The sequence below is a fragment of the Pseudoalteromonas sp. genome, from assembly GCF_018402495.1.
Classification (GTDB): Bacteria; Pseudomonadota; Gammaproteobacteria; order Enterobacterales; family Alteromonadaceae; genus Pseudoalteromonas.
Genome location: NZ_JAGYIU010000001.1, coordinates 970,397 through 985,255, shown reverse-complemented (window position 1 = coordinate 985,255; position 14,859 = coordinate 970,397). Strand labels below are relative to the sequence as shown.

General features: G+C 39.4%; 15 protein-coding genes. 9 read left to right on the top strand and 6 right to left on the bottom strand.

Annotated features, from left to right (window positions below; translation table 11 throughout):
- Position 1 precedes the first annotated feature (1 nt).
- On the bottom strand, positions 2–1,570 hold the full coding sequence (locus KG708_RS04520) for an anthranilate synthase component 1 (RefSeq protein ID WP_213608290.1): 1,569 nt from the start codon (positions 1,568–1,570) through the stop codon (positions 2–4).
- A 444-nt stretch (positions 1,571–2,014) separates the two neighbouring features.
- Between KG708_RS04520 and KG708_RS04515 the strand changes: the two genes are divergently transcribed.
- From KG708_RS04515 to KG708_RS04495, 5 genes are all read left to right on the top strand, one after another.
- Positions 2,015–2,869 (top strand): PHP domain-containing protein, encoded by an 855-nt coding sequence (locus KG708_RS04515; protein ID WP_213608289.1) that lies wholly within the window; start codon positions 2,015–2,017, stop codon positions 2,867–2,869.
- The gene (locus KG708_RS04510) at positions 2,866–3,486 is read left to right on the top strand and encodes an L-threonylcarbamoyladenylate synthase (RefSeq protein ID WP_013465078.1); all 621 of its coding nucleotides are present in this window, start codon (positions 2,866–2,868) and stop codon (positions 3,484–3,486) included. Before KG708_RS04515 ends, KG708_RS04510 begins: the two co-directional genes overlap by 4 nt.
- Positions 3,487–3,488: 2 nt before the next feature.
- Positions 3,489–4,325 (top strand): ScpA family protein, encoded by an 837-nt coding sequence (locus KG708_RS04505; RefSeq protein WP_213608288.1) that lies wholly within the window; start codon positions 3,489–3,491, stop codon positions 4,323–4,325.
- A gap of 147 nt (positions 4,326–4,472) precedes the next feature.
- Entirely contained in the window at positions 4,473–5,024 is a 552-nt protein-coding gene (locus KG708_RS04500) for a cytochrome b (RefSeq protein ID WP_213608287.1), read from the top strand.
- Between the two features lies 1 nt (position 5,025).
- Entirely contained in the window at positions 5,026–5,607 is a 582-nt protein-coding gene (locus KG708_RS04495) for a YceI family protein (RefSeq protein ID WP_213608286.1), read from the top strand.
- A 46-nt stretch (positions 5,608–5,653) separates the two neighbouring features.
- On the opposite strand, the gene KG708_RS04490 is transcribed toward KG708_RS04495, so the two are convergent.
- Positions 5,654–6,490, bottom strand: a complete 837-nt coding sequence (locus KG708_RS04490) for a transporter substrate-binding domain-containing protein (RefSeq protein WP_213608285.1) — start codon at positions 6,488–6,490, stop codon at positions 5,654–5,656.
- Positions 6,491–6,610: 120 nt separating this feature from the next.
- Positions 6,611–6,778: a hypothetical protein gene (locus tag KG708_RS04485; protein ID WP_007375427.1), complete on the bottom strand. Its 168-nt coding sequence runs from the start codon at positions 6,776–6,778 to the stop codon at positions 6,611–6,613.
- A 461-nt stretch (positions 6,779–7,239) separates the two neighbouring features.
- Here KG708_RS04485 and icd point away from each other — a divergent pair, with 461 nt between their 5' ends.
- A complete protein-coding gene (icd, locus tag KG708_RS04480) occupies positions 7,240–8,490 on the top strand; it encodes an NADP-dependent isocitrate dehydrogenase (RefSeq protein ID WP_213608284.1) in 1,251 nt (416 codons plus the stop codon).
- 12 nt (positions 8,491–8,502) lie between these two features.
- Here icd and KG708_RS04475 read toward each other — a convergent pair whose 3' ends face one another.
- Entirely contained in the window at positions 8,503–8,949 is a 447-nt protein-coding gene (locus KG708_RS04475) for a hypothetical protein (RefSeq protein ID WP_213608283.1), read from the bottom strand.
- A 108-nt stretch (positions 8,950–9,057) separates the two neighbouring features.
- Entirely contained in the window at positions 9,058–10,005 is a 948-nt protein-coding gene (locus KG708_RS04470; protein ID WP_213608282.1) for a LysR family transcriptional regulator, read from the bottom strand.
- A 117-nt stretch (positions 10,006–10,122) separates the two neighbouring features.
- Between KG708_RS04470 and aceK the strand changes: the two genes are divergently transcribed.
- From aceK to KG708_RS04455, 3 genes are all read left to right on the top strand, one after another.
- The gene (aceK, locus tag KG708_RS04465; protein ID WP_213608281.1) at positions 10,123–11,904 is read left to right on the top strand and encodes a bifunctional isocitrate dehydrogenase kinase/phosphatase; all 1,782 of its coding nucleotides are present in this window, start codon (positions 10,123–10,125) and stop codon (positions 11,902–11,904) included.
- A gap of 396 nt (positions 11,905–12,300) precedes the next feature.
- Complete coding sequence (locus tag KG708_RS04460; protein ID WP_213608280.1) at positions 12,301–13,263, top strand: zinc-binding dehydrogenase; 963 nt, start codon at positions 12,301–12,303, stop codon at positions 13,261–13,263.
- An 86-nt stretch (positions 13,264–13,349) separates the two neighbouring features.
- Positions 13,350–13,604 (top strand): DUF2999 family protein, encoded by a 255-nt coding sequence (locus KG708_RS04455; protein ID WP_213608279.1) that lies wholly within the window; start codon positions 13,350–13,352, stop codon positions 13,602–13,604.
- A 568-nt stretch (positions 13,605–14,172) separates the two neighbouring features.
- On the opposite strand, the gene KG708_RS04450 is transcribed toward KG708_RS04455, so the two are convergent.
- Positions 14,173–14,673: a fasciclin domain-containing protein gene (locus KG708_RS04450; RefSeq protein ID WP_213608278.1), complete on the bottom strand. Its 501-nt coding sequence runs from the start codon at positions 14,671–14,673 to the stop codon at positions 14,173–14,175.
- Between the last annotated feature and the right edge of the window lie 186 nt (positions 14,674–14,859).

Here is a 14,859-nt window from a genome sequence, read left to right as displayed (position 1 = left end):
TTTATACAGCCTCATATGTCGATTTAATCGCGGTGATCACCGCTTGGGCTTTAGCGCGCGTTTCGTTTGCCTCTGACATTGGGTCTGAATCAAACACAACCCCAGCGCCAGCTTGCACATAGGCAATATTATTTTTAACAAAGGCTGCACGAATAACAATACAGCTGTCCATTGCACCATCACCAGTTAAATAGCCAACTGCGCCGCCATAACTGCCGCGGCGTTTTCCTTCGGTTTGGCGCACAAGCTCTGCAGCCCGTACCTTTGGCGCGCCCACTAATGTGCCCATGTTCATACAGGCTTGATAAGCATGTAGGGCATCTAGTTCAGGTTTTAATTTACCCACCACGCGCGACACTAAGTGCATTACTTGTGAGTAACGGTCTACTTTTAATAGCTCTTTGGCATGGCGCGTACCCGGCACGCTAATGCGGGCTACATCATTACGCGCTAAATCAACCAGCATTAAATGCTCTGCACGTTCTTTTTGATCGTTTCTAAGCTCAAGCTCAATACGGCTATCTAAATCAGGGTTGATTTGTCCATTAGCAAATTTGCCGCGAGGGCGTGTGCCGGCAATCGGATAAACCTCGACCTGTTGAGATTTAACTTCGTATTTAAGCGCAGACTCGGGTGAGGCACCAAATAATGAGAAGTCTTCATCGCGCATATAAAACATGTACGGACTAGGGTTTTGTTTTTTTAGCTGGCTGTAGGCATGTAAAGAGTCAGGACAGGGTAGTGAGAAGGTACGAGAGGGCACCACTTGAAAAATATCGCCATCGACTATGTGTCGCTTGAGCTTAATTACTTGCTGGCAGTATTGCTCATCACTAATATCAACACTCACTGGGCAGTCGCCAGTTTGGCTTGGTGCGCTGAAATCAGCAGCATGGTCGCATAATGTATTCAAGCGCTCTAATTGTTTGCCTACTTCAAAGCAGTTTGCATGTACATCAGGGCCATTAAATACGTTACCAATTAATTCCGTTGTTTGTTTTTGATGATCAATAACAACCAGTGTTTCTGCTAAATAAAAAACATAATCTGGACAGGTGTTTTCCCCGTCGGGTACATCGGTTAGCTGTTCAAAATTAGCCACCATGTCGTAGGCAAATACACCGCCTAAAAACACCGAGAATGGATTGTTAGTGGTACTTTTAATGCTGTTTAAACAGCTGCGTAATGCGCTAAAAGCGTTATCTGCAATCAGCTTACTGGCTTGGTCTATTGTGTCATCTGTTGGGTGATACGCCAGTGTTAGTGTGGTATCGGATAACTGTGATGCGCAGTTTTTTACATTAGCTTGTAAATAGTTGAGTAACTGCTGACCGTTATTTGATAGTGCTGTTACGCTCACTTGATTGCCTTGGCAGACAATACGCAGTGCACAATCAACGAGTATTAAGCTTTTTACGCTATCTTTAGAATCTATCTCTGCAGATTCAAGTAATAGTGAGTTAGGTTTATCAAGTGCGGCATACAATGCAAGTGGGCTACTTATGTAGTCTCGTACTTGCGTTATGCTGGTCACTTCACCTGGTGTTGTTGTTATATGACTAAAAATCAAACCTCATCCCCTAAAAAAATAAAACCCCGCAATGCTAAGCAGTGCGGGGTTTGAATAACGATGTCTAAATTATAGATAGACCATTACCGTCCCGCTATGCCAGGCGCCACCACCAATGATGTGTAAGAGTGTTTACGTTATTCATGTTTTTAATTCCTGTTAATCTTGTATTGCAAAATTTAGTGATAAAAAAACCCGCATGGTAGCGGGTTAGAATTTTTTGTTTAGACACGACAATTCATCACCCTTGATTTTAAGAGTGCCACCACCAAATGATGTTGTGAATTGTATTTTTCATTGTTGTTAATTCTTTAATGTCTAAAAGTGGCTACAGTAAAACGTATCAACTGCTTTTGTGTCAAGTGTTTATTTAAAACAATTTAGTTAAAAAACTTGTTATACTGGGTGAAACACCGTTAAATCCTAAATTTAAGTAGTTTTCATTTGATAAAATACGACCTACATAGTCACACCACGCACTCAGACGGCCACTTAACCGTTGAGGAATTATTAGCGCGAGCAGTCGATAAAAATATTGATGTATTTGCCATTACCGATCACGATACGGTGGCTGCTATCGAACCTGCACAGGCTTTTATCAAACGTGAAAACTTGCCGCTTAAACTTATTAACGGGGTTGAAATATCAACCAAGTGGGAAAGTTTTGAAATTCATATTGTTGGACTAAATATTGATACCAACGATAGTACCTTGCATACATTACTGAGCGAGCAGCAGCAAAAACGCGAAACTCGCGCGATAGAGATTGGTCATCGACTTAATAAAAATGGTTTTGAAGGTATTTACCAACAAGCTCGCGAGCTGGCCGAAAATGCACAAATTACTCGCGCTCACTTTGCCAGAGCATTAATTGAGCGTGGTGTAGCGAAAAACTTTCCAGGGGTATTTAAAAAGTATTTAGGGCGAGGTAAAACCGGTTACGTGCCAAGTAATTGGTGTGATATGCAAACAGCTATTGCAGCGATTCATGCCGCAGGTGGGGTGGCCGTTTTGGCGCACCCAAGTAGCTATAAAATGTCGAACAAGTGGCTACGTAAATTGTTAGTGGAATTTAAATCAGTAGGCGGAGATGCAATGGAAGTTGCTCAGCCGCAGCAGGCGCCAAGTGAACGTCAGTTTTTAGGGCTACTGAGCCAAGAATACGAGCTACTTTGCTCACAAGGCTCTGATTTTCATTTTCCGACTAGCTACTTAGAACTTGGAAAAAATTTATACTTACCTAAAGATTGCCAAGGGGTTTGGCAAACATGGGAAAAGCACGAAGGAGTTGCATTATGAGTCAATTATTTCATATACATCCAGATAATCCACAGCCTAGATTAATTTCTCAAGCTGTTGATATTATTAAACAAGGCGGCGTAGTTGTGTACCCTACAGATTCAGGATACGCGATAGGCTGTAATTTAGGTAATAAGCAAGCTAAAGAGCGCATTGAACGTATTCGTGGTATTGAAAAACATCACAATTTTACTTTGGTATGCCGTGATTTATCTGAGCTGTCTACTTATGCGCGTGTTGATAACCAAATGTTTAGGCTTATTAAAAATAATACCCCAGGGCCTTACACGTTTATTTTTAAAGGTACAAAAGAAGTGCCTAAGCGGTTATTAAACGACAAGAAAAAAACCATAGGCATACGTGTTATAGAGCACCCAATAGCGTGTGCTTTATTAGCCGAGCTGGGTGAGCCATTAATGTCATGCTCACTTATTTTACCGGGGGAAGAGTTTACCCAAGCTGATCCCGATGACATTTTAGAGCGCCTTGATAAACATGTGGATTTAATTATTCATGGTGGGTATTTACCTGAGCAGGCGACTACAGTGATTGATTTATCAGAAGATGATATTCAAATTCTTCGTGTTGGTTGCGGTGATACAACGCCATTTGAATAACAATGAAACAGTCTGAGACGCTATCATCAACACCTGATATGCCAGTGCAGCAAAAGCTGCCTCTGGCATTTTTACATGGTAAAGCCGTTGTTGATAAACCCGAAGATTTATATATCCCTCCTGATGCCCTTGAAGTTATTTTAGAAACCTTTGAAGGGCCTTTGGATCTGCTGCTTTATTTAATTAAAAAACATAAGTTAGATGTTCTTGAGTTGTCAATTTTTAGCATTACTGAGCAGTATGTTAAATATGTAGAAATGATGAGCGAGTTCCAGCTAGAACTCGCTGGCGAATATTTAGTAATGGCGGCATTGCTGGCACAAATTAAATCGCGGCTGTTACTACCTGTTCATGAAGAGTTAGAAGAAGAAGATGATCCTCGTGCCGAACTTATAAAACGCTTACAAGAGTACGAACAATTTAAAAAAGCGGCCGAAAATATAGACAGCCTACCTCGTGTTGGCCGCGATATCTTTATAGCGCAGGCAAGCGTGCCGGAACTAGCAGAAAAAAATCAGCCATTACCTGACCTTGCCATTAAAGACTTATTGTTGGCTTTAAGTGATGTAATGGCGCGTGCAAAAACATTCGAGCATCATTTAATTAGCGCTGAAAGCCTTTCAACGCGTGAACGTATGAGCTTGATTTTAAATACCTTATCCCAATCAAAAGCGCCAGTTGCGTTTACTCAACTATTTACTTTTGAAGAGGGACGCAGTGGGGTTGTTGTTAGTTTTATCGCCATGTTAGAGCTAATAAAAGAGGGCCTGATTGCCTGCTTACAGGTTGAACCTGATAGCCAAATATACGTTTCACTTAACGAGCCTGCTGCTAGCTAATCCCTTCTTAACGTTATTTGCAATTATACTAACCTTATACCCTTTACTGTGCGTATACGCACGATGAGTGTTTGCATATGCTATTTTAATCACCACTTAATCATTATATTGTAGTGCTATTACTAAATTAAAGATTGGCAGTAGGGAATGTTTAAAAACTCAAAAACCGGCTATGGCGTGGTGGCTATATTTTTACACTGGCTAATGGCGCTGACCGTATTTGGTCTGTTTGGTTTAGGTTTATATATGGTTGAGCTAACTTATTATGATAGTTGGTATAAAGGATCATTAGACCTACACAAAAGCATTGGCCTTAGCTTAGCAGCGGTTTTTGTTTTTAGGCTGTTATGGCGACACTTTAGTGTTAAACCAAGTCCGATTGGCAGTAACAAGCAGTTAAATCAATTAGCCCAAACAGCACATGTTTTAATGTACCTGTTTTTACTGATCATTATGGTGTCAGGGTATTTAATTTCGACGGCTGATGGACGACCCATAGAAGTATTTGGCTTTTTTTATGTAAAAGCTATCGACTTTGCGTTTGATTCTCAGGCTGATATAGCCGGGCAAATCCATTTCTATAGCGCATGCTTATTAATTGGATTTGTAGTATTGCACGTGTTAGGTGCGCTAAAACATCACTTTATCGATAAAGATAAAACATTAATTAGAATGATCACATTACAAAAGGATGATTAAAATGAAAAAATTATTTTTAACTTCAGCGTTATCAGCAGCGATGTTTATGACAGCGACCACTGCGAATGCCGCAGATTATGTTATTGACACAAAAGGTGCGCATGCTTTTGTAAACTTTAAGATTAAACATTTAGGCTACAGCTGGCTGCATGGGCGTTTTAATACCTTTGATGGCAAATTTAACTACGATGCTAAAAATCCAAATGCGTCTCAAATTAGTGTAAATATTGATACGGCAAGCCTAGATTCAAATCACGCAGAACGTGATAAACACTTACGTGGTAATGACTTTTTAAACGTAAGCAAATACCCACAGGCAAGCTTTAAGAGTACAGCGATTAAGTTTGACGAAGATGGTGAAGAAGCCACAGTAACCGGTGACTTTACCCTACACGGTGTTACAAAGACAATTACCTTTGAAATAGATAAAATTGGTGAAGGTCAAGATCCATGGGGTGGTTACCGTGTAGGTTTTGAAGGTGAAACCAGCTTAAAACTGGCCGACTACGGCATTGATTACAACTTAGGCCCAGCATCTACCCATGTTGATATTGGTTTATTTATCGAAGGTATTCGCCAGTAAGACTATTTTAAAAAAGCTAAGCGTAATTATTAACACGCTTAGCTTTTTAATATTGTAAATGTGCTTCTAACTTTGGTTTTAAATGACTTGGTAACCACCGGGTTAATACCTGTTTATAGTCTTCAGTTTGCTTAATCAGTTTGAGTTGTTGATTGAGAGTAGCAATATCCTCTGCACCTTGCTCGTTTTTAGTACAGCCAATGTAACCGTAACTTATTTCTGGTGCTTCAGTGAGCATCCGCTGGGTTAAATTATCAGTAAACCCCATTGTTTTAGCTAAATAATAATGTTCACTTGGGTAACCTAATAAAATATCAATTCTTTTGAGATTAAGCATATATGTTAACGTACTGAGGGTATCGCGGGTTGGTCGAATGACCAGATTTATACCGGGTGTGGTGTTGATTATTTTATCAATTTCACTGCCATAGGAGCGATTCATAGATACACCTAAGGTAAGCTTTTTGTTAACTAATAAATTGGTTAATGACACCGGTTTAGCGTCTTCAATCTCAAGCGCACTACTTAGCTTGGTATGCATGGCAATTGATGGCGAAAGCCCTGCTGTAGAGCTTTGATGTGTGAAATAAACACGCTCTTCGCGGTATTTATTCTTATAAAGCGACAATGCACAGGCATTAGATTGTTGGTTAGCAAGTTCTTGAATCACTTTACCTGAGGGTATGATCACTCTTTCAAAGGTAATATGCGACAGCTGCTGTTCTAAAAGCGAAATAATACTTTCATCACGACCTTGAGATTTGTTAGGCCCGCTTATAATGTAGTAGGGTGCAAAGTCATTTGTTAACCATTTTATTGTTCTGGCATCACAGGTTGCGCTCATGCATAAACACAGTAATAGTATTAACCACGTAAACCGCATTGTTGGTACAACTCATAAAGAAAGACTAGCACAAGTGTAGTCAATAATAAGCTAAAAAGTAAAATGCCAGCATAAAGCTGGCATTTAAATTTATTTATAAGTTATTAACTTATCAAAAAATTAACTGGCTTTTAGCCATTTTACAAACTGACGTGCATCGCTTGCTTTTTGAAACAATGCATTTTTCAAACCTTGTGTATCGCTAAAAATTACACGATGTTTGTTAACCGAAATTGATTGCACTGGATGTGCTATTTGGATCATAGATCCGTTATATTTGTATGACATAATAAAACTCACTTTATTTTTGTTATTTATTCTGGGCTTTTTCTTAAAGCACATTACAGATGATAAATAATCTAATTGTGTTTAGCTTCATTACAGTGTTGACGATCTTTATGACACTTTTACGATGATATTAAAAATAAATCATCAAGGTATTAATAGGGGTTCTCGCCGTACAATAACTAAGCTTTTGAATATACGTTTTGCGGGGCTTACTGGATCAGGGTAAAAGGGTTAACCGCGATGGCTTTTTAGGACCGAAGATGAAATATAACTAAAATAATGAGGTAATACAAGCTTTATTTTAATTACTTTAATAATAAAGTCGTGTTTGCTCCTGATTACTAGGCATGCAAAATCAGGAAGTTATTCGTTGTGGTGATATCAATTATAAAAATACAATTACAGACACCTATTAACGAACATGCTTTAATGGCATGTGGCTATTTTCATAGGTTTTAACAATGCAATATCAACATATTACAGTACCAGCAATGGGTGAAAATATACTTATAGATGACCAAGGGCAGTGGCATATACCCGAACAACCGATTATTGCTTACATTGATGGTGATGGTGTAGGGCTTGATGTGATGCCTGTGACACGAAAAGTAGTGGATGCCGCCATCGAGCATAGTTATGGTGCGAGGCGCAAAATTCATTGGATGCAAGTTTATAATGGTGAGCAAGCCGCAAAACTCTATGATGGTGATTGGTTTCCCCAAGAAACGATTAATGCGGTACGAGAATGTAAAATTGCGATTAAAGGTCCTTTGACTACACCGCTTGGAGGTGGGTTTCGCTCACTCAATGTTGCGCTTCGTCATGAAATGGATTTGTTTGTCAATATGCGTACCATTAAAGGCTTTAGCGCGTTACCTTCCCCATTAAAAAATCCCTTTACCACTAATATTACTGTGCTACGTGATAGCAGTGAAGATGTGTATTCGGGTATTGAATGGCAAGCGGGCAGTGTTGAAAGTGAAAAAATGCTCGATTTTTTATGTGAAGAAATGGGCGTAACACGACTAAGATTTACCCAAGAGTGTGGCTTAGGCATTAAAAATATTTCTAAAGAGGGCTCAGAGCGATTAATACGCTATGCAATTAATTATGCCCTTAAAAATGAGAGTGAATCGTTAACCTTAGTACATAAAGGTAATGTCCTTAAATTTACCGACGGCGCATTTAAGCGCTGGGGATTTACGCTTGCTAAACGTGAATACGCTGCCGTTGAGCATGAAAATGGACGCTGGCTTGAAATAAACCGACCTAATTTACCGCCTTTGGTTATTAAAGAAGTCATTGCCGATAACATGCTACAACAGTGTTTAATGAGTCCTGAGCAATTTGATGTGGTGGTCACCACCAATCAAAATGGCGATTATTTAGCTGATATGCTCAGTGCACAAGTAGGGGGGGTAGGCATTATGCCTGCGGCAAACTTAAATAACGAAGTAGCATTTTTTGAACCAACCCATGGCACATTCGAACGAATAGCAGGGCAAGACAAAGCAAATCCCAGTAGTAGCTTATTAAGTGCGGTGTTAATGCTTAAGTTTATGGGATGGAGTGAGGCTGCTTGTTTAATTGAAAACGCGCTTGAAAGCACCTTTGCCAGTGCAGAGGTTACATTTGATTTAGCCCAATCAAATCATAACTCGACAACCTTAAGCTGCAAACAATTTGCAAATAAGGTTATCGAGCACTTTTAGGCGGCTGCATTATTAAGCTGCTGAAGCATTAGCTGTTTGCTCACCATGGACGCAAGGGCAACCAGTAAGCTGTGCGGCTCTGTGGTAAAGCTTATGCGCACTTGGCTCGTTGCAATGTGTACCGCTAAGTGTATCCATCAAGGCAACAACTATAATGGCCGGTACTTGGCAACAGTATTCATCGAGCACAGCTGCGGTTGTTTGTGCATCTACATGACAATGTGGGTGACTTTTATGCTGATACGCATTTAATAAAGTATTTACGTCAAGAATGTCATTTTCTTGATGTTTTGTTTTGCGACAGGTACAACCAAATTCGTCAACTAGTGTTGCAAGTGCTTGATAAACATCTTGTGTTTCAATTGTTATTTTATTGCATAATTGCTGTTCAATAAATTGATGTAAGTTTGCATCAATAAATAATCCATCTTGTTGTGTGAAGCTTGCTGTTGTTTGCATAATTATTACTCTTTGTTTGTTGGCTTAACTTCACTCTAGCGCTAAGTGTAATATTAATGAAATTGTTGTTTTCAATAACTGATATTGATTTTATCAATATTAAAGTTCCTATCTATCCATTACAGTATTTGCAAACGCCAATAACTCACGTCTAAGCCACTGATGTGCTGGTGTATGGTGTAATAAGGGGCTCCATATCATTTTTATTTCTATCGGTACGATTTGAAATGGCACAGGGCTGATCACTAAATTGGTATGGCTGGTCAAAAGTTTTGCTTGGCGACGCGGTAACGTTGCTATGAGTTGCTCTGATTGGCAAAGTAAACTGGCAATCATATAATGACGGGTAAAAACACGTATTTTACGGGTTTGCTCTAATTGCCATAATGCTTCATCGACCCAGCCTAATTTTTGTTTACCTGATTTATTGGTCACAGCGGGTTCGGGGCCCCAGCCGGCTCGATTAACCCAAATATGCTCACTTTTTAAGTATTGGTCTAAGTTTGCATCGTTTAAAAATGGATTATGTGGATGGGTTAAACAACAATAGTTATCTCGCCATACAGTAGCTTGGTGAAAAGAACGGGGCAAGCCATTAAAGCGGTTAATGGCTAAATCAATGGTACCTTTTTCCATATCTTGTAGATTAACATCACTGGGGCTTAGCACATCAAAGTCAATACCCGGATTTTTAGCTAATTGCGCACAAATAAATGGGGCAATGAGTGTCGACTCTAAATAATCGTTTGCCATAATACGAAATGTAATGTGCGCAGTGACTGGATCAAACAGCTCACTGGGTTGAGTGATCTCTTCGGCCATTTTGAGCAAAGCTTCAATTTCTGGTTTAAGGGCAAGCGCTTTAGCTGTTGGGGTCATGGAGCCTGCTGCACGAACAAGCAAAGGATCGTCAAATAAGTCTCTTAGGCGTTTTAACGCATTGCTCATAGCCGGCTGTGTTAATGCAAGTTTATTGGCCGCTTTAGACACACTTTTTTCATCTATTAATACATTTAAATAGACGAGTAGGTTGAGATCGACATTTCTTATATTCATATGATCAATTTTATTTATTTGCTGTATTAATTATCTAAATTAAAGCGTGCTTGCTAAGGTGTAAACCTCTTATAAAAAATAATCAGCATAATTGCTAAAAATAGAAGCGCCTATACTATGCCTAGCACGTCGTTAACGTCTACCCACAATCCTATACAAGAACTCATAGCCACTAAGTTAGCACGCGCTGTATTTGCTGGCTTTGAAGCTATGTTTGCACAGTTTTTAAATATTACCTTAGGGGCACAAAGTCGCTTTGAACAGCGCCAATATCATGAGGTGCAGGCGGCAATGCGAGCGCGCTTGCAAGTGTATGAGCGTCAAGTAAAGCAGGTGAGTGAGGCCGTTAAAGTGATTGCCTATGATGAATTAAACTGTCCACAAACATGGCAACGTGCAAAAAATATTTATGGCGAAATGGTTAAAGAGCATGAAAACCAGCCAATTGCACATACGTTTTTTAATTCTACTTTTGGCGCAATTTGGGATGATAAAAAAATTCGTACGGTGCATTTATTTGTCTTAAAAGCAAAGTACCGGGGGCAACCACGCTCTTATGAAGGGTTAGTGAGTCGTATTTCCTTAAAAGAAGGGTTTGACAGCGCAGTTAAAACTTTAGTTAATGAACAAGTGTTTAGAGTGCCATTTAAAAGTTTAAACGAGGACTTAGCTAAACTACAAGCAACGTTAACCCAAGGGGCGCAGCAACAATGCCGACAAGTGTATGAGCTAATAAGTTTAAATGACGGCTATATTGAGTACGCTAACTCACACTTTTACCGAAATAAAGCGTGTTATGTAATAGGGCGATGTATTGCTAAAAATGGCGACAATATGCCCTTTGCAATTGCCATTTTAAATACTCCAGACGGGCTTACAATTGATGCTGTGATGATGGGCGCTGATCAACTGAGTTTATTATTTGGCTTTGCGCGCACGTACTTTATGGTAGATACCGACCAACCCGCTCGGTATGTAGATTACTTAAGTGTGTTAATGCCTCACAAACAACGGTTTGAATTGTTTAATGCGATAGGTTTTATTAAACATGCGAAAACAGAATTTTATCGCTATAAGGTGGATACGACTAAAAGTAGCCCCGAGCAATATAAATATCATTTAGCGCCAGGTACACCCGGTATGGTGATGCTGGTTTTTACAATTGATGGCTTAGACTATGTGTACAAAGTAATAAAAGATAAATTTAGTGCACCAAAAACAGCGACAAAACAGCAGGTAAAAGATAAATATAACTTTGTAAAACAGGCTGATAGAGTAGGGCGATTAGTTGATACTCATGAATTTAGATACCTAGCCTTTGATTTAAGTCGTTTTAGTGATGAACTGCTTACTGAAATGAAAAAACACATTGGTGATAGCTTAATTATTTCGGGCAAAGCGTTAATACTCAAACATGTTTATGTTGAGCGAAAAATGACACCGCTTAATTTATATATTAATCAATGTACTAGTAAATCACTGCAGCAGGTGATGGTTGACTATGGTAAAGCCATTAAAGAGCTTGCCAGTGCTAATATTTTTGCCGGTGACATGCTAATGAAAAACTTTGGAGTAACGCGTTGGGGCCGAGTGGTATTTTATGATTACGATGAAATTTGCCCTCTCACTGATTGTAATTTTAGAGAAGTGCCAAATACTGACAACGCGTTAGAGGAATTAAGCTCACATTCTTATTTTGACATAGAACAAAATGATATATTCCCTAGTCAATTTAAGGTGTTTTTTAGTGCCAGTATCTGCGCATTTAGCCACTTTAATCGTGAGCATAGTGACTTATTTACGGCAAAGTACTGGCAAATGACTCAGCAAGGTATTGAGCAAGGTCAGCTTCCTGATGTATATCCTTATAAACAAAGCTGGCGCTTTAATAATTTATAGTTTTGTTTATCTGTCAAGGTTAAATTTGAAGTCGTGTTTTTAGGCAAGGCTTCCCCAGCAATTGCTGATAACGCAGCATAAATGCAGAACATGCACTGCCCAACGAGTTCGGCCTAAATTGAACAAAGGTTAGTCCACAAAGGCCAATAGACTGATTAAATCAGCACTGAATTTTTGTGCTTAAGGCGCTGCTAACACCAAAAGGAGTATTATGAAGTTTATATTAGTTGGCTTTGCTTTTTTGTTAGGCTCTGTGTTTGCCAGTGCTAAAACCCCGAGGTTACATCAATAAAATTAATAACCGCTACACACTTTAATCATATTACACAGAAAATAACGAGTTAGTTATGGCCGAAGTATGGCGAAAATCAAATAGAATAAAATACGAGGAGATTTATGCAGTACATTTCACATCAAGATCAGCAGTTAGCGTTTGAACAAACCGATAAGCCTAAGATTAGCAGTAATGAAGTACTGGTAAAAGTGGCGGCGATTGGTGTTAACCGCGCTGATTGTATGCAGCGTCAAGGTAAATATCCGGCTCCTGAAGGCGATAGCCCTATATTGGGACTTGAATGCGCAGGCACTGTGTGTGAGCTTGGCAGTGAGGTAGACCCTAAATGGCAAGATAAGCGTATTTTTACTCTATGTGCCGGTGGTGCGTACAGTGAATATGTCGCGGTAGATGCGCAGCAATTAATGGAATTGCCAGATCATATTTCTATGGCACAAGGTGCTGCTATTAGTGAAGTGTATTTGACTGCCTTTGGCGCACTCTTTGAGTTAGGAAAACTACAATCAGGGCAAACGGCGCTTATTCATGCTGGTGCCAGTGGCGTAGGTGGAGCGGCTATTCAAATGGCAAAAAGTGCTGGTGCACAGGTGGTAATAACAGCAGGGTCTGATGAAAAATGTGAACACGCTAAAAGCTTAGGTGCTGACCACGTGATTAATTATAAAACCACTGACTTTGTAGAATATATGAAGGCACATAACTTAAGTGCAAACGCAATAGTCGATCCGGTTTCTGGCCGCTATTTGAATAAAAATGCCAAAGTGGCCGCAATGGATTGTCAGATTGTGATGCTCGCATTTTTAGATAGTCGCTTTGCCGAAGTCGATTTTGCACGCTTATTACAAAAGCGCATTTCGTTTCATGCCTCCACATTACGTAATCGCAGTATTGCGTTTAAACGTGCGTTAAAAGATGCATTTGTAGCGCGCTTTTATGATGATATTGCCAATCAAAAGTATGACTTTAATATTTATAAAACCATGCCATGGCAACAAGCTAGTGAGGCACATGCCATTTTAGAGGGTAATGAAAACTCAGGTAAAGTTGTATTGTTGGTAGAGTGAAACAAGTAATGCCACAGGGATTAATATTGTTAATCCCTCTATGAAGTCATATACTTTAAAAAACTATTTCGATTTTAAGGTTAATAATGAATCCAATTATTGCAATATTAAAAGAGCACAATGTCAGCGATGAAAAAGTAGCGGTATTATTTGAAGCATTTACCCAAAACCCAATGACGGCTATGGCTTTAGTACAAGAGCTGGGTATTCCACCAGAAAAACTTCAGCAATTGATGGCGGTAGTAATGACCCAACCTCATTTAATTAAAGAAGCAACGGATGAATTAGGTTTAGATTTTGCAAAAGTACAAGAAGCGAAAGACAAATTAAACCAGCAGTAAACTATCTTTAGAGACATGTTTTATGCATGTCTCTATCCTTAAACATGTTTTGTTACACAGTCCTTTGAACGGCTCTGCATTTATACAGTCAAATAAATACTTAACCTATAGCAGAGACAAAACATCAAGCGACTTTATAAATTTTTGAAAAATAACCTTCTTAAGGGCCTGTTAACCTTTCAAGGTTGAATTTGCAGTAGTCTGTTTGGTATTTAAGCAAGGTTGAGCCTATGTGGTGTGGTTATTCCCCATAAATAGGCGATAACGTAGCATCAATGCCAAACAGGCATTGCCCAAAGGGTTCTTCCAAGGGGCGATTGACTCTTTGTTGCCTACATGGATGGTGGTAAGAGACGTGAGCAGGACGCGGAAGCTTTACTCGGCTTTTACTTAGCCCACTAGGTTATAAACCTTTTGGGGCGATTAAATCGCCCCTTGTTTGAATAAATTCCAATCCACAAAGATCAACAGCACCTAGTACAAAGAGAGGTTAGTAAAATAAATTAACAACTTGTGCTTGTAATAGTGAGCGGAGTTAGTATTTTACTCCGCTGTGGAGGTTGGATTGTTACTCTTTTGGCAACAAAACAGTATCAATGACAAGAATCACGCCGTTACTCGCTTTTACATCTGCCATTACTACGTTGGCATTGTTGATCATAACAGAGCCATCATTGGCGGTAACATTCACAGACTGACCTTGTACGGTCGTTGCGCTGTCTAATTTTACAACGTCTGCAGCCATTACTTTACCTGATACCACATGGTAGGTAAGAATTGCAATTAACTTGTCTTTATTTTCGCTCTTAAGAAGGTTTTCAAAGGTACCTGCTGGTAGTTTAGCAAATGCTTCATCAGTTGGCGCAAATACAGTAAAAGGGCCATCTCCTTTTAACGTATCAACGAGGCCTGCCGCTTTGACAGCTGCAACGAGTGTTGAAAAAGAACCATTGGCAGCAGCTACATCAACGATATCTTTTTTCATACCATGGTGATCGGCATGAGCTGCTGAAGATAGGGTTAAACTTGCTAATACAAAAGTCAGAACAGACGCTATTTTCTTAAACATGTTACTTTCCTTTAAATTGATTAGTTGTCGGTTAAATATTACGCAGGGTTGCTAGCTTACGATCATTTTTTAAAAAAGGGTGGGTCATTGCCTTATCCCAATAAAGGTATTTAATAAAAAGCAAAGCCAGCTATTAACCCTCCTAGTGAAAGCTTTTATGAGTAAACACGGTCTGTTTATTTTCAA